This is a genomic window from Streptomyces sp. NBC_01268, from assembly GCF_036240795.1.
In the GTDB taxonomy this organism is placed as follows: domain Bacteria; phylum Actinomycetota; class Actinomycetes; order Streptomycetales; family Streptomycetaceae; genus Streptomyces.
In genome coordinates this window covers 736,702-751,604 of sequence record NZ_CP108454.1, presented here as the reverse complement: position 1 = coordinate 751,604, position 14,903 = coordinate 736,702, and the positions used below count along the sequence as shown (strand labels likewise).

At 73.1% G+C, this 14,903-nt stretch carries 14 protein-coding genes; 8 read left to right on the top strand and 6 right to left on the bottom strand.

Going from position 1 to position 14,903, the window contains the following annotated elements:
- The first annotated feature begins 119 nt into the window (after positions 1 to 119).
- From OG309_RS03200 to OG309_RS03190, 3 genes are all read left to right on the top strand, one after another.
- Positions 120 to 1,652, top strand: coding sequence for a hypothetical protein (locus tag OG309_RS03200; protein WP_329418167.1), 1,533 nt, complete (start codon positions 120 to 122; stop codon positions 1,650 to 1,652).
- Between the two features lie 66 nt (positions 1,653 to 1,718).
- The gene (locus OG309_RS03195) at positions 1,719 to 2,906 is read left to right on the top strand and encodes a threonine synthase (RefSeq protein WP_329418166.1); all 1,188 of its coding nucleotides are present in this window, start codon (positions 1,719 to 1,721) and stop codon (positions 2,904 to 2,906) included.
- A gap of 62 nt (positions 2,907 to 2,968) precedes the next feature.
- Positions 2,969 to 3,457 carry a GNAT family N-acetyltransferase gene (locus OG309_RS03190; RefSeq protein ID WP_329418165.1) on the top strand — a complete coding sequence of 163 codons (489 nt, stop codon included), beginning with the start codon at positions 2,969 to 2,971 and terminating at the stop codon, positions 3,455 to 3,457.
- Positions 3,458 to 3,533: 76 nt separating this feature from the next.
- Here the strand turns inward: OG309_RS03190 and OG309_RS03185 are convergent, their stop codons facing one another.
- The 3 genes from OG309_RS03185 to OG309_RS03175 form a co-directional block, all read right to left on the bottom strand.
- Complete coding sequence (locus tag OG309_RS03185; protein ID WP_329418164.1) at positions 3,534 to 4,823, bottom strand: ATP-binding protein; 1,290 nt, start codon at positions 4,821 to 4,823, stop codon at positions 3,534 to 3,536.
- Between the two features lie 202 nt (positions 4,824 to 5,025).
- A complete protein-coding gene (locus OG309_RS03180) occupies positions 5,026 to 5,382 on the bottom strand; it encodes a DUF805 domain-containing protein (protein ID WP_329418163.1) in 357 nt (118 codons plus the stop codon).
- Between the two features lie 196 nt (positions 5,383 to 5,578).
- Positions 5,579 to 5,920 (bottom strand): SPW repeat protein, encoded by a 342-nt coding sequence (locus OG309_RS03175; RefSeq protein WP_329418162.1) that lies wholly within the window; start codon positions 5,918 to 5,920, stop codon positions 5,579 to 5,581.
- Positions 5,921 to 6,489: 569 nt separating this feature from the next.
- Here OG309_RS03175 and OG309_RS03170 point away from each other — a divergent pair.
- Positions 6,490 to 6,660 carry a hypothetical protein gene (locus tag OG309_RS03170; protein ID WP_329418161.1) on the top strand — a complete coding sequence of 57 codons (171 nt, stop codon included), beginning with the start codon at positions 6,490 to 6,492 and terminating at the stop codon, positions 6,658 to 6,660.
- Here OG309_RS03170 and OG309_RS03165 read toward each other — a convergent pair.
- The gene (locus OG309_RS03165; RefSeq protein ID WP_329418160.1) at positions 6,635 to 7,018 is read right to left on the bottom strand and encodes a VOC family protein; all 384 of its coding nucleotides are present in this window, start codon (positions 7,016 to 7,018) and stop codon (positions 6,635 to 6,637) included. The genes OG309_RS03170 and OG309_RS03165 overlap by 26 nt on opposite strands.
- A gap of 347 nt (positions 7,019 to 7,365) precedes the next feature.
- Here OG309_RS03165 and OG309_RS03160 point away from each other — a divergent pair, with 347 nt between their 5' ends.
- Positions 7,366 to 7,737: a cupin domain-containing protein gene (locus OG309_RS03160; protein ID WP_329418159.1), complete on the top strand. Its 372-nt coding sequence runs from the start codon at positions 7,366 to 7,368 to the stop codon at positions 7,735 to 7,737.
- On the opposite strand, the gene OG309_RS03155 is transcribed toward OG309_RS03160, so the two are convergent.
- On the bottom strand, positions 7,713 to 9,236 hold the full coding sequence (locus tag OG309_RS03155; protein ID WP_329418158.1) for a sulfatase-like hydrolase/transferase: 1,524 nt from the start codon (positions 9,234 to 9,236) through the stop codon (positions 7,713 to 7,715). The two genes, OG309_RS03160 and OG309_RS03155, sit on opposite strands and share 25 nt — an antisense overlap.
- A complete protein-coding gene (locus tag OG309_RS03150; protein WP_329418157.1) occupies positions 9,236 to 10,192 on the bottom strand; it encodes a TauD/TfdA dioxygenase family protein in 957 nt (318 codons plus the stop codon). Before OG309_RS03150 ends, OG309_RS03155 begins: the two co-directional genes overlap by 1 nt.
- Positions 10,193 to 10,591: 399 nt before the next feature.
- Between OG309_RS03150 and OG309_RS03145 the strand changes: the two genes are divergently transcribed.
- The 3 genes from OG309_RS03145 to OG309_RS03135 all read left to right on the top strand — a co-directional run bounded on the left by OG309_RS03145 (position 10,592) and on the right by OG309_RS03135 (position 14,899).
- Positions 10,592 to 11,830, top strand: coding sequence for an ROK family transcriptional regulator (locus OG309_RS03145; RefSeq protein ID WP_329418156.1), 1,239 nt, complete (start codon positions 10,592 to 10,594; stop codon positions 11,828 to 11,830).
- A 528-nt stretch (positions 11,831 to 12,358) separates the two neighbouring features.
- The gene (locus OG309_RS03140) at positions 12,359 to 13,951 is read left to right on the top strand and encodes an ABC transporter substrate-binding protein (RefSeq protein ID WP_329418155.1); all 1,593 of its coding nucleotides are present in this window, start codon (positions 12,359 to 12,361) and stop codon (positions 13,949 to 13,951) included.
- A gap of 3 nt (positions 13,952 to 13,954) precedes the next feature.
- Positions 13,955 to 14,899 (top strand): ABC transporter permease, encoded by a 945-nt coding sequence (locus tag OG309_RS03135; RefSeq protein WP_329418154.1) that lies wholly within the window; start codon positions 13,955 to 13,957, stop codon positions 14,897 to 14,899.
- Positions 14,900 to 14,903 lie beyond the last annotated feature (4 nt).

Here is a 14,903-nt window from a genome sequence, read left to right as displayed (position 1 = left end):
GTAAGGGATATGGCAACACTCGATACGGTGGTGCTTCTGGCATATGCCAAAGGCCCACAAAGTGACCGACCGGTACCCATCGGCATTTCGGCCACACCGACTCGGGTTACGGTGCTGGTGTGGTGAGCGACGAGGTGAACACGGTGGGTACGGCCCTCCTGCTGGCGGCCGCGCCGGCCGGAAGAGGCCGGGCGATGGACGCGGCCTCCGTGCTGCCCGCGCTGGCCGCGGTGCCTGCCGGGGCCCTCACGGGCACGGACATGGCGACGGTCGTCGAACTGGCGGACCCGTTGGACCCGCAGACCGTCCTGACCCGCCTGCGCGCCGCCGCCGCCACCCCGGGCCCGCTCACCCTCTGTCTCGCGGGGCAGCTGCACATCGACCGCCGTCAACGGCTTCCGCACCTCGCGCTCGCCCGCTCCACCCCGACGACCCTGCGCTACACGGGACTTCCCTGGCACTGGCTCGCCGGCGAACTGGCGCCGCGCCGGCCCGGCACCACCACCGTCATCGCCGACCTGGCGGCCGAACCCGAACTCCTCCAGAGCCTCGCCGCCGACCCGAACGTCCTGCAACTGGGCTCCTCCGTCGCGCTGTTCGCCCATGTGACGCCCTTCCCGCGCCGGGGTGCCCCCTCGACCCCGGAGTACCTCCGGCACTGGGCCACGGTCTGGCGCACGGGCGCCCGGCCCCCGCTCCCGGTCCTCCACGCGGAGGCCGTCGCGGCGGCCTCCGTCGCGGACGCGTTCCTGCTCGCGCCCGCGCCGCCCGTGGACGAGCCGCACCAGGCCGTCGCGACGGCGCCTCCGGGCGTGCCGCCGGCGCCGGTCGCGCCTCCTGGCGAGGCCGCCGTCGAGTCGCCGCCGACCAGGCGGCTGGGGGGGACGGGCGGCCCGGCCCTGACGGAACGGCGAACGGCGGCGGCCCCCGCGGAGGCCCCCGTGGTTCCCGGCCCCGCGACCTCCGTGGCTCCGGCTCCCGCCCTCCTCGTTCCCGGCCCCGCGACCTCCGCCGCTCCGGCTCCCGCTCCTGTCGTTCCCGGCCCCGCGGTCTCCGTCGCTCCGGCTCCCGCCGCCGTGGCTCCCGTGCCCGCGGCCTCCGCCGCTCCGGCTCCCGCCGCCGTGCCTCCCGTCCCGGTGGTGTCCCCATGCGTGGCTCCCGCTCCGGTGGCTCCCCTCGCCCCCGCGCCGCAGCCCCACCCGCAGCGGCAGGCGCAGCCGCCCGTCCCCCCGGGCCCCGGCAGCGGGGGCGACCCGCACCCCGCCATCCTGGCCGCCGCCATGGCCGGACGGCACGGGGAGGCCGCGGGCATGGCCGCGGCGTGGGAGAGCGAGGCGCTGCGCCGGTACGGCCCCCGGTCGCAGGAGGCGGTGCACTGGGTGGAGGTGCGGGCCGATCTCGCGCGGCTGGCGGGGGAGCCCGCGCGCAGCTGCGAGCTGTGGATCGCCGCCGCGCAGGCCCGGCTCGGTCTGCGGCAGGGTCCCGACGAGCCGGACGTCGAGGGAGCCGTGGACCGGGCCCACCACCAGTGGGAGCAGATCCAGGACCCGGCCAGGGCCCGCGCCCTCGGACCCTCGCTCGTCGAGCTGCGACGCCACGTCCCGGGCCGCCGTGCCGGCGCGCTCGCCGCACTGCAGCGCAGGATGGGCTGAGGCCCGCGCCCGGCCGCCGCACCCAGGACGCCCCCGCCTCTCGCCCCTGCCGCACGAAAGGACGCCGTGACCTCCCTCGCCACCACCCAGCGCGCTCTGCTCGACCCTTCCGTACACCACCCGCTCTGGCCGCCACTGACCGCCGGGTGCCCGGTGACCTCCACGGCCGAGGTCGCGTACCCGCTCGACATCGACTACGCCTACGACGAGGTCCCGGGCGACCTGTTCACCCGCCCCGCCGCGCACGGCCTGGAGCGCTGGGCGCCGCTGCTCCCGCCGCTCGCCGCGCCGGGGCTCGGCGAGGGGAACACGCCGCTGGTGCCGCTCGGCGACGACATCTGGATCAAGGACGAGTCGCGCAACCCCACCTGGAGCCACAAGGACCGGCTGAACCGGGTCGCGGTGAGCGCCGCCGTGGCGTCCGGCGCGCGCGGCATCGTCGTGTCGTCCTCCGGCAACCACGGGGCCGCTGCCGCCGCCTACGCGGCCCGCGCGGGCCTGCCGTGCGTGGTCTTCGCGTCGGCCGACGCCCCGCCGGCGGTCGCCTCCCACCTGCGCGCCTACGGCGCGACCGTGCTCACCGCCCCGCGTCCGTCGGTGCGCCCGCTGATGCGGCGGATCGTCGACGAGCTCGGCTACCAGCCGGTGAGCAGCGTGACGGACAGCGCGCACACCGGGCACCCCTTCGGCCCGGAGGGCTACAAGACGATCGCGTACGAGATCGCGCTCGACCTCGGACGCGCCCCGGCGGCCGTCCATCTGCCCACCGGATACGGCGAGTTGCTCTTCGGTGTCACCAAGGGCTTCCAGGAACTCGCCCGACTCGGGGTCACGGGTTCCGTCCCCCGCGTGTACGCCGCCGAGCCGGCCGCCGCCGGGGCCCTGACCGAGGCGATGCGCACCGGAGCGGACACCGCCCGCGTCCCGGTCGGACCGACCGCCGCGTACGCCATCGACTGCGAGATCAGCGGCTACCGGGGAGTCGTCGCACTGCGCGCGAGCGGCGGAGCGGCCCGTACCGTGACGGATGCTCAGATGGACGACGCGCAGGCCGAGTTGGCGGCGCAGGGGATGTGGTGCGAGGTCTCCTCGGCGGCCGGTCTCGCGAGCCTGCGCGCCCACGGCCCCCGGGAGACGGACGGTCCCGTCGTCTGCGTCGTCACGTCCAGTGGCTACAAGGACACGGCGACCGCGCGCGAGGCGTACGCCCCGATGGACCTGGAGTGGGCCGAGGTGAAGGCGCTGCTGGCGTAGGGGGGCGGCGGGCCGGGGCCTCACGGGTCCGGGTGGGCCGCCGGGCCTGGCATCATCGATGCATGGCCCCTGCATCCGCCTCCCTCCGCACCGAGCGGCTCGTCCTGCGCCCCGTACGCGCCCGCGACCTGCCCGCCGTGACGCGACTGTGGACCGACCCCGAGGTGCGGCGCCACCTGGGCGGGCCGGTGATCGACTCCGTGGTGCGCATCCGGCAGCGGCGGATCGTCGGGGCGACCGGCTTCCACGCCGTCGAGCGGACGGCCGACGGCGCGGTCCTCGGCCTGGTCACCGTGGCGGCGGGCGCGCGGGACGGAGAGACGGAGGTGTCCTACCAGTTCCTTCCCGAGCACTGGGGGCAGGGCTACGCCCGCGAGGCAGTCGCCGCCGCCGTCGAGCGGGCCCTGGGTGACACGCCGAGTGTCGTCGCGGTCACCCAGGAGGCCAACGCACGCTCCCGGCACCTCCTGGAGTCCGTGGGCATGGCGCACGCCGGCTCGTTCGTGGAGTGGGACGCGCACCAGGTGCTGTACCGGCGGCGCCGCACCTGAGGCGCCCCCGAGCCAGTTCGTACCCGTACCCGTACCCGTCCGCAGCCCGGCCCCGGTCCGCCCGCCGCCCGCCCGCTCAGAACCGGGCGTGTGTCGTGATGTCGGACTCGAACTGGGTGATCATCTCGGGTGTGACCGTCGGCCGGCACTGCGCGACGGCGTCCAGGTAGTCCCGGGTGGTCGCGCCCGGCGCGGGCTCGTCCCCGGTGCGGGAGCCGACCGACACGAGGTCCCGCTCGAAGGAGTTCTGCGCGGCGATCCGCGCCGCGTGCTCGATGTCGGCGGGGGTGAACAGCTCGCTGGCGAGGACGAGTTCGTCGACGTCGACGTCCGGCCGGGCACCGGTGTAGCGGGACCAGATGGCGGCCCGGGCCGCCTTGTCCGGCGTACCGATGGGGATCAGGTAGTCGAAGCGGCCCGGGCGCAGGAACGCGGGGTCGAGGGAGCGGATCGAGTTGGTCGCGCAGACCAGCAGCCGCTCGTCCCGCTCCCGGAAGCCGGGGATGAGCTTGAGCAGCTCGTTCGTCACGCCGTGCGTCCCTCCGGGCTGCACGGGCTCGGTGCGTACGGGCGCGATCTCCTCGACCTCGTCGATGAAGACCAGCACCCGCTCCAGCTCCGCGATCCGGGCGAAGGCGGAGCGCAGCGCGGCCGCCAGGTTGCCCTCGTCGGCGAGGCGGGACGGCAGGATCTCCACGAACGGCCAGCCCAGCCGGGAGGCGATGGCCCGGGCGAAGGTCGTCTTGCCCGTGCCGGGCGGGCCGAAGAGGCCGAGGGCGCGCGGCGGCCTGACCCCGTGCCGGGCGGCGCGCTCGGGTTCGGCGAGCGGCAGCACGACACGCCGTTCGATCAGGTCCTTCTCGCGCTCCATGCCGGCGACCTTCGCCCACAGGTCGGCGGGGAGCAGCCGCCCGCCGAGGTCGTCGAGGAGGTTCGCGGCGGGCCCGTGCAGCGGCTCGACCTTCTCGAAGTAGGCCACGGCGGGCTGCCGGGTGTACCCGGCGTTGAGCAGCCCCTCGCCGACGAGCTCCTCCTCGGGCAGCACATAGGCGATCCGGCCCACCCGGGCGGCCACCAGACGCCGCTCCAGCTCGACGAGCAGCGCGCTGGCGAGGCCGCGGCCCCGCCACGCCGACGCGATCGCGATGCGCATGACCCAGGCGCGCTCGCCGGCGACGCAGGCCAGCGCGGCGCCGATGGGCACGCCCTGGTGGACGGCGACGACGGCCGGCTGGCGGGAGGTCAGGGCGCCGATGCACTCGGCGAGCGAGAAGACCGACTCCTGGCCGAGCTCGGCCGTGGTGTCGATGAGATGGACTACGCCGGCGAGATCGCTCTCCCGGTAGTCGTGGATGAGCCAGTTCACCGGTGGTACCGCCCCTCGTTGCTGCTGTCGCGCTCCGTGACGGCGAGGCTAGGCGGGGCGGCGGGGGCGGGTCCCGCACCATCGTGCACAAGGGGCGCGGACGAACACGCCGTACCGGCTCTATGCAGAGGCGCCGGCCCCGCGCCACGCGAAAAGCCCCCGTGACGGACGCACGGGGGCTTCGGCGTACGGGACGGAACCGTCAGTAGGCCGGGGCCAGCTTCGGGTTCGGGCCGTGGGCGTTCTGCTGGGAGTCACCCTCGGTGGCGAGGAAGACGATCAGGATGATGAAGCCGACGAGCGGCACCAGGTCGATCAGGATCCACCAGCCGGAGCGGCCCGTGTCGTGCAGGCGCCGGACGGTCACGCCCAGGCTCGGAAGGAGCACGCCGAGGCCGTAGATGGCGTAGAGCAGCGGGTACGTGCCCAGAGCCATGTCGACGATCATGACGATGATCGCCGCGATCAGGTTGAAGAGGGCGAACATCCAGAATTCCTGGCGCCGCGCCCGGCCGGTGAATACCGCGTACTTCTTGAGAACGTCGAGGTACCAGTTCACTTAGTCCCCCCAAGGACTGGATCGTGAGTGGGGCCTGCCCCTGTGGAGCTAGCTTTACGCAGAACTTATGTGGCTGAAACCGCGTGGGTCAATCCGTTACAGGGTGGTGTCCGTTCACAGATACGGGCGCGACGTGAGTGAACGGCGTCGCCCTCTCTTGCGAGAGGGCGACGCCGTTCCGGGGAGAGGATCGGAGTCACGTCCTTCTCTTGGTCATGAGCAGTCCGCCCGCGGTGAGGGCGAAGAGACAGACGCACGCGCCGGTGATGACATTGCTGAGGATCGCGCCGGTACCGGCGTCCCGGGAGACGACCCAGGGGGAGACGATCAGCCATGCACCGAGCAGCAGGACCACGAAGTTGAGGTCCTGGGACCGCTCCGGAGCCATCGACATGCACAGCCCGAGGCCGGCGAGAGCGATGCCGACGATCAGGTTGCTGATGGCCAGTTCCGGCTTTGCGGCGGCGAAGTGGACGGTCCACGCGGAGACCGCGGCGTAGATGCCGGCCAGGATCACCAGCTCCTCGACCGCTGCCACACCACGGGTCTGCAGCACACGGGCATAACGGTCCCGCATTTCTCCCGCGTCGGGGTGTCCGCTGATATCACCGGGACGGTGAGAGACGTCGGCCATACGACTCGCCTCCTTCTGGCGTCCTGCACGTCTGACCGCGTTTGCGGCACGGGTGCCGCGGTTTCATTGTGCTCTTATCTGGCCTTTATGTGTAGATCTGCCCGATACCGGATGTGCACAGAAATGGGCGTCCGTATATGCGTGGAACTGCCAAAGATGGGGAATGTTCAACAAGCGTTCAGGGGAAGATCAAGAAGAGCACCGCATTGATATGCGCATTACCTCTTGATTCGTCACGCGCCGTCCTCCATCCTCCGTCCCCGGCCCGGACCGCCCGGCCGCCCGAGGCGCCGTGGAGTCCTGGCGCGCCGCCGTCGAGGGGATCGCCGCACCCCGGATCGCGGCCCTCGCCGCGCGCGGCGGCGGTGACCGGATGTCCGAAGTCGCCGCGCCGCTCCCGGTGCTCGTCATCGCCCGCGTCCTCGGGCTCCCCGACGCCGACGCGGCGCGGCTCACCGCCTGGGCGGACGCCGGTGTCGAGCCTGGCCCGCCTGGAGGCCGTGGTCGCCCTGCGCCTCCTGCTGTCGGCGACCAGCGACCTCACGCAGTCGGCGGGCACCGCCCCCGCCTACGTGCCGAGCCTCTTCGTCCGGCGTCTCGCCCGGCTGCCGATCGAGGTCAACGGCGCGCGTACGGGCGGGTGATGATCTCCATGTTGTGGCCGTCGGGGTCGTCGAAGTAGGCGCCCCGGCCGCCGTAACGGTGGTTGATCCGCCCCGGCTCGGTGTGGTTCGGATCGGCGTAGTACGTCACCCGCATCCGCTCGAGACGGTCGATCATCGTGTCGAACTCGGCGTCCGGCACGAGGAACGCGTAGTGGGTGGGGGTGAACGGCTCGTCGCCCTGCTGGTAGTAGTCCAGGGTCACGCCGTTGCCGGTGTCCACCGGCAGGAACGGGCCCATCGGGGCACCGACCGCGAGGCCGAGCACCTCGGCGAGGAACTCGGCGGAGACCCGCCGGTCACGGGCGTACACGACGGTGTGGTTGAGCTCAGCGGTCATGGGGGGTCCTTTCACGGGCAAGCGCTGTCGACTGTCTCCTGCCCCGTACACGCGGTACGGGAGGGACGGCCGCGGCGGACCCCGCGCCCACCACCCGGCGGCGCTCACGCCACGGCCGGGTGCCCTACTCGCTCACGGCCCATGGCCGACCCGGCAGTCATGCCTCCACGGTAGCCCGAGCCGATCTTGTACGACAACGTGGTTTACGGCCACGACGCGGCCGGTCGGCATCGGTTCCGGGCGGGCGCCGGGCGGTCGACCGGCGCGGGAAGTGCGCCCGGCCCTCGCGGCGTAGCCTGGAAGTGGACTCGGGGTTCCACGTTCCACCGCCGGGGAGGCGGACGACGATGACCGGAATCGTTTCCAGGAGCTTCGACTCCGCAGACGAGACCCGCCCCTTCGACGGGGGCAAGGGCCGGCTGGACCTGCTCAACACGGACAAGGGCCAGATCGGCAGGGCCGTGTTCGAACCGGGCTGGCAGTGGACCAAGCACGTGAAGCCCATCGCGGGCACCGACAGCTGCCAGGCGCACCACGTCGGCTATGTCGTCAGCGGCCGGATCAAGGTGGTCCTGGACGGCGGCGACAGCGCGGAGCTGGGCCCCGGTGACTTCTACGAGGTCCAGCCGGGACACGACGCCTGGGTGCTCGGCGACGAGCCCTGCGTGGCCCTCGACTGGGTCGGCTTCGGCGACTACGCCGTACCGTCCGGCTCCTGACCCCCCTTCCTCCCCGGCCCTCCTGACCGCCCGGACCCTTCCGGCTCTCCCGGCCTTCCCGGCCGGGTGGCGGGGCGTCGTGGGGCGTGCCCGAAGCGCACCCCCTCCCACGGCAGCCGGTCGTGCGGGAAGGAGTCCGGGGAGCGCTGGTCGAGCGTGCGCGGCGCCGCCGCCTCGATGACCGGATCAGCGCCCTCCACCTCGCGCAGCCACGCGGCGAGGGAGTCCCGCAGCCCGTCGGCCACCCGCCGGTGGGAGGTGAGTCCGGCCAGGTTCTCCAGCTCGTACGGATCGGCCGCCAGGTCGTACAGCTCGCTCTCGCGGTAGCGGTCGGCGTCCGGATGCCACCAGGGATCGGGGCCGGGCGGCGCCGTCACCACGTACTTCCACCGCTCCGTGCGCACCGCCCGCCCGATCACGTCCTCGCTGATCTGCACGAACACCGAGTACGGGCGCTCGGGGTCGGACCCGCCGCCCACCAGCGGCCGCAGCGAACGCCCCTGCACGCCCTCCGGGACCTTCAGGCCCGCCGCGTCGAGGAGCGTCGGCATCAGGTCCACGGTGGAGACCGGATGGCGGATGACGCCGCCGCCGCGGAATCCGGGGCCGGTGAGTGCGAACGGCACGCGCACCGAGGCCTCGTGGGCGGAGCGCTTGTACTCGCCGTTGCGCGTTCGGAAGTGCGAACCGTGGTCGGCGGTCCAGGCGATCAGGGTGTCGTCCTCGATGCCCAGGCCGCGCAGCGCGTCCCGCAGCCGCCCCACCCCCTCGTCGACGCGTCTGATCTGGCCCAGGTAGCCGCCGAGGTGCCGGTGCGCGCCGCCCTGCGCGGCCCCGGGACTGAGCGCCGCGAGATCGGGGGGCAGCCACCGGCCCTCGTAGCGCTCCCGGTAGCCGACGGGCGCAGGGTAGCTGTCGGTGGCGTTCTGGTGGTGCGGTTCCAGGAGGGAGAGGAAGAGCAGGAAGGGCCGCTCGTGGTGGTCGGCCACGAAACGGATCGCCGCGTCGATCAGGGCGTCCGAGCGGTACCCCGGCAGCCGGACCGGCTCGCCCTCCTCGTCGTACACCACCGTCCGGTACGCGTCGGAGGTGAACTCCAGCCGGTCCGAAGCGAGCCAGTGCTCGTAGCCGCCGCGCCGGCCGGGCGGGACCGGGCCGTCGGGGTTGTCCTCGCCCGACAGGTGCCACTTGCCGATGTAGCCGGTGACGTACCCGGCCTCGGCGAAGGTCCCGGCCAGCGTGGGGAGTTCCGCTCCGAGCGGAAGTCCGTTGCGGAACACCCCGGTGGCCGTCGGATAGCGGCCCGTCTGCAGCGCCGCACGGGCCGGCGCGCACACCGGATTGGGCGTGACCGCCTGCTCGACCAGCGTGCCCTCGCGGGCCAGCCGGTCGAACTCCGGGGTCACCCCGGCGGGGTTGCCGTGCGCGCCGGTGGTGTCCCACCGCTGCTGGTCGGTGAGGACGACGACGACGCTCGGCCGGGCGGCGGCGGGCGGCATCAGGCGGCGGGCTGCGCCGTCGAGGCGCCGGAGGCGATGCCGAAGGCCGGGTCGGGCACGCCCTCGGGCGCGAGCAGGACCGAGGAGCGTCCGTCCACGCCGACCGGGACGTCGCCGTCGATGGTCACCCGGCGCAGCTTGCGGTCGTGGGCGTCGGAGTCGTCGACGCCGTAGTGCTGGGTGGCCCGGTTGTCCCAGATCGCCACGTCGCCGACCTGCCACTGCCAGCGGACGGTGTTCTCCGGGCGCTCGACGTGGGACTGGAACAGGTCGACCAGGGCGCGCGAGTCGGCTCCGGTCAGGCCGCTGATCCGCTGGACGAAGTTGCCGAGGAGCAGGGTGCGTTCGCCGGTCTCGGGGTGGACGCGGACGAGGGGGTGCTCGGTGAGGAACTTCGTCGAGGCGAACACCTCGCGGAAGCGCACCAGCTGCTCCGGCAGGGTGTCGGGACGCAGTGCCGCGTAGTCGTAGTCGTTGGAGTGCACCGCCCGCAGCCCCTCGGCCAGGACGCGCAGCGGCTCCGGCAGGCGCTCGTACGCGGTGGCGGTGTTGGCCCACAGGGTGTTGCCGCCGTAGGGCGGGATGACCACGGCGCGCAGGATCGAGAAGGCCGGGTAGGCGGGGACGAAGGTGACGTCGGTGTGCCACTGGTTGGCCCGGCCGCCGTAGTCGGAGTCGATGGGGAAGGAGTAACGGCCGTCGGCCGAGGGGACGGTGGGGTGGGCGACCGGCGTGCCGAGCAGCCGTCCGAAGGCCTCGTGGGCGTCCTCGTCCAGGTGGTCCTGGTCGCGGAAGAAGACGACCTTGTGCTCCAGGAGGGCGGCGCGGATCGCGGCGACCGTCTCGGGGGCGAGGTCGCCGCCGAGGCGCACGCCGGAGATGACGGCGCCGAGCCTGCCGCCGACCTTGCGGACGGTGAGTTCGGTGGCGGTGGTGGGGGCGGTCGTGGTCGACATGACGGATCCCTTCGGGACGGGGTGCGGAGTTAATTTCGCAGGGGAAGTAATGAAGGCGCCAGAGGGCGGACACCGGAGAGACCGGAGGGCGCCTCGGGGTGCGCACCGGTGAGCCGAACGGTGCGGCAGGGCGATGACCAGGACCATCGCAGGGCTCCCGGCGGACCGTCAACGATCCACAGGCCCGGCGAAGATCGCGCCGTGGTGGTTGAATCGGCCTCTCCTCCGGCACCGGGCAGCCGCCCACCGGACTCCACCAAACCCCCTGTGACCAGTGGATTCGCCGGTACGGAGGGGCGCGGCGGGCGGTCCGGCCGCGCCCTCGGCGGGCGGTCCGCGCGGCGCCGGGGGATTTCACGCCGTGGCAACACTGAGCAGCACTCCCGAGACGAGGCCTTCATGACCTTCACCTCTCCCAGCCCCCACGCCCCCCGGATGGCCGGGGACGGCCGGCGCGACACCAACGCCGCCACCGTGCTGCGCACCGTCCTCGACCACGGGCCGGTCGCCCGCAGCGCCATCGCCCGGCTCTGCGGACTCAGCCCCGCCGCCGTCTCCCGCCAGGCCACCGACCTGCTCCGGCACGGCCTGCTGCACGAACTGCCCGAGCACGCCGAGGGCGGGGGAGTGGGCCGCCCGCAGATCCCCGTCGACCTGCACCTCGGCGCCACCGGCGGCCCGGTGGCCGGCGGCGTCCATCTCGGCGTCCCCGCCTCGTCCTTGGGCCTGGTGGACCTGCGCGGCCGGGTGCTCGCCCGGCGCACCCTCAGCCATGCCGGGGTCGACCCGCGCACCCTGCCCGGGACCGTCGCCCGGGAGATGCGGGCCTTCCTCGCCGAGTACGCCGACGGGCGCCCGCTGCTCGGCGTCGGAGCGGCCGTCGGCGGCTGGGTCGACCCCGATCGGGGACACGTCGTGCGGCACGACGCGTTCGGCTGGTTCCACCGGCCGCTGGTCGCCGAGCTGACCGGCGGCCTGCGCGGGCGCGCGGTGCGGATCGACAACCACGCCCGCGCGATCGCCCAGTCCGAGATCCTCTTCGGCCGCCCCGAGGCGCGCCGCAGCCTGGTCCACCTCTTCGTCGGCAACGTGGTCGACGCCGCTCTCGGGATCGCCGGCGTCGTCCACCAGGGGCCCGGCTCGGCCGCCGGCGACGTCGCCCACCTGCCCGTGCCGGACTCCACCACGCCCTGCCCGTGCGGGCGTTGGGGCTGCCTGGAGGCGACCGCGTCGAACACCTGGGTCGGCGAGACCGCGTACCGCAGGGGGATCGTGCCCGAGCCGGACGTGTCCTTGGTGGTGGACGCGGCGGCGACCGGCGACCGGCGCGCGGACCGGCTGCTGCGCGAGCGGGCCCGTGCGGTGGGGCGGGCGGTCGCCCTGCTGCTCGACGTGCTCAACCCCGACCTGGTGGTGGTCACCGAGCAGGCCAGCATCCTCGACCCGGAGTATTTGGAGGAGATCCGGGGCGCCGCGGTCGACCTCTCGCACGTCTGCGACGACCCCGAACGGATCGTCAGTCCACATGCCGGACCGGCCGTGCTGCCCGTCGCGGCGGGCACGGTTCTGCTGAATCCCCTGTTCAGGAACCCTCTTCAGGGCATCGAAAGGCTGTCGGGGAGGATGCTGGAAAGCTGAGGGTGTCTCAGAATGCGGACAAGCCTGGTTGACCCGGTCGGGAAGCCGCTGCCATATTGCTCCCGTGAATCCGGACATGCGCCTCATCTGCCGCAGGCACGTCGACCTCTGTCGACAGGCCAGCGCGGTCTGTGCCGTCCGCCTCTGAGCGGTCCGCTCCGCACACCCCCGCATTCCTCCCGGGCTCCGGCCGACCGAACGCGACGCGTCCGGCCCGCCGCGGTGCGCCCGGCCCCGGGCCTACGGCCTGCGGACCCGGCCACCGGGAACTCGTCGGCCCATGCGCTGATCCCCTGCGCGGACCTCCGCTTCACGCACCTCCCCCGCACGCACCTCCCCTGCACGCACCTTCCTTCCTGATCCCTTCAGCGTTCTCCCGTTCCTGAGTTCCCTTCCGCTGCCCGGGGTTTGTTTCTCCCGCAGCGGAAGTAATCGGTGGAGCCGTTCCTCCCCACCGGTTCTCGCGGGCCCGTGCCCGGTTCGGAGATCCCACTCCTCCCCTCCCTCCCTCTCACAGGCAGGCATCCGATGACCGAGCTGTACCCCTCCACGCCCAGCACCCCCTCCCGCCGCACCGCCCTGCGCGCCGCGGGCGGCGGGACCCTGCTCCTGGGGCTGGGTCTGGCCGGCTGCCGCTCGGCCGTCTCCGAGTCCGGCGCCACCGACCCGAAGGCCGCGGCGGGACCGCGCCGCGGCGGCACCGTCACCGTCGCCGTCAACAGCGACTTCACCCCCAGCCTGCTCTTCGCCCAGAGCAACCAGTCCCTCCAGCAGCGACTGGTGTTCAACACCCTCACCCGCTACGACGACCGGCTGCGCCCCCAGCCCGAGCTCGCCACCTCCTGGGAGTACGCCCAGGACGGACGCAGCATCACCCTCAAGCTGCGCACCGGAGTGACCTTCCACGACGGCCGCCCCTTCACCGCCGACGACGTCGTCTTCGCGGTGAAGAACCTCCAGAACCCGCTCAGGGCCGCCCAGTTGCGCGCCACCGCCGCCGCGATCACCGGCTTCGACAAGCGCGGCGACCACGAACTGACCCTCCGCCTCGCCCACCCGGTCAACAACCTCTTCGACCTCTTCGAGTTCATGATCGTCACCGACCGGAACAGCATCGAGGACGCCGTGACCGGCAAGCGGCTCAACGGCACCGGCCCGTTCAGGCTGGCCAAGTGGAGCCCCGGCACCGGACTCAGCCTCACCCGCAACGACGCGTACTGGCAGCCAGGCCGCCCCTACCTCGACGGCGTGGAACTCCGCGTCATACCCCAGGCCGACGCGCTCCTCTCCTCCCTGCGCTCCGGCCAGTCCCAGCTCTCCTTCAGCGTCCCCGGCAAGAGCCTCGCCGTCGTCAAGGACAACCCCGACCTGACCCTCACCAGCTACGACACCGGCGCCGGCGCCTACTACCTCGGCGTCAACACCACCGTCGCCCCGCTCGACGACAAGCTGGTCCGCCAGGCCCTCGCCTGGGCCATCGACCGCGAGCGCCTCCTCAAGCAGGCCCTCGGCGGCTACGGCCTCGCCTCCGCCGCGCCCTGGCCGAAGTCCTCGCCCGCCTTCACCGAGACCGGCCGCACCCACTACACGTACGACCCGGGCAAGGCCCGCGAACTCCTCAAGGCCGCCGGACACCCCCGGCTGGAGCTGCCGCTGCTCCATGTCGGCCTGCCCGGCGAGACCGCCCTCGCGGAGTCGATCCAGTACGACCTCAAGCAGGCCGGTGTCGACGTCACCCTCCAGCCCACCGACCCCGCCACCGCCCAGAAGAACCTGATCTCGCAGAACATGCCGGCCCTGTGGAGCATGGGCCACGGCTTCGCGCAGGTCCAGCCGTCCACCCTCGCCGTCAGCGCGTACCCCTTCAACGAGGCCAAGAACACCTCCAAATTCCGCTCCGCCGCGTACACCCGGATCGTCCGCGAGGCCTGGACCAGCCGCGCCACCGGCGCCGCCGCCAACGCCCTGCAGAGCGGGATCTCCGACCTCCTCCTCGACGAGGCCTTCATCATCGACCTGGTCATCCGCGGCAACGTCCAGGTCGCCTCCGCCAAGCTGCACGGCGTCGCCCTCAACAAGTTCTCCTACCTCAACCTCGACGACGCCTACCTGGCGGGCTGAGCGATGCGCCGCCACCTCCTCCGGAGGATCCCCTCCGCCCTCCTCGTCCTCCTCCTCGCCTCCTTCCTCGTCTTCACCCTCATCCGGCTCGTCCCCGGCGACCCCGCGAGCTCCCTCGCCGGTCCCGACGCGACACCGGAGACCGTCGCCGCCATCCGCACCCGGCTCGGCCTCGACGCCCCGCTGCTCGGTCAGTACGTCCACTGGCTCGGCGGCCTCGCGACCGGCGACCTCGGCCCCTCGTACGCCATCGGCGGCCAGACCGCCGACCTGATCGGCGACGGACTGGGCGCGACCGTCGAACTCACCCTGGGCGCGCTGCTGTTCGTCGTGCTCCTCGGCGGCACCTTCGGAGTCCTCGGCGCCACAGCCCGCAGCTCCTGGGTGCGCGGTGCGGTGCGGGTCGTCACCACGGCTGCGCTCGCCGTACCGCCGTTCGTCTCCGGAGTCCTGCTGGTCCTGCTCTTCGCCGTCGTCCTCGGCGTGCTGCCGCCGGGCGGCCGGGTCCCGATCCTCACCGCGCCCGACCTGGGGGCGCAGTACCTGCTGCTGCCCGCCCTCTGCCTCGCCCTGCCCAGCGCCGCCGTCCTCGGCCGCTACCTCAAGGACGGCATCGAACGCGCCCTCGCCGAGGACCACGTCCGCACCGCGACCGCCGCCGGCATCGCACCCCGCCGCATCCTGTGGCGCCACGCCCTGCCCGGCGCGCTGCCGCCGGTCGTCACCCTCCTCGGCATGCAGACCGGCCATCTCCTCGGCGGAGCCGTCCTCGTCGAGGCCATCTTCGCCTGGCCCGGCCTCGGCCAGCTCGCCGAACAGGCCCTGGTCCGCCGCGACTACCCCGTCGTCCAGGACCTGCTGCTCCTCCTCGTCACCGTCTTCGTACTCGTCCAACTGCTCACCGACCTCGTGCACGCCTGGCTCGACCCCCGGATCAGGTGGGAGTGACCGA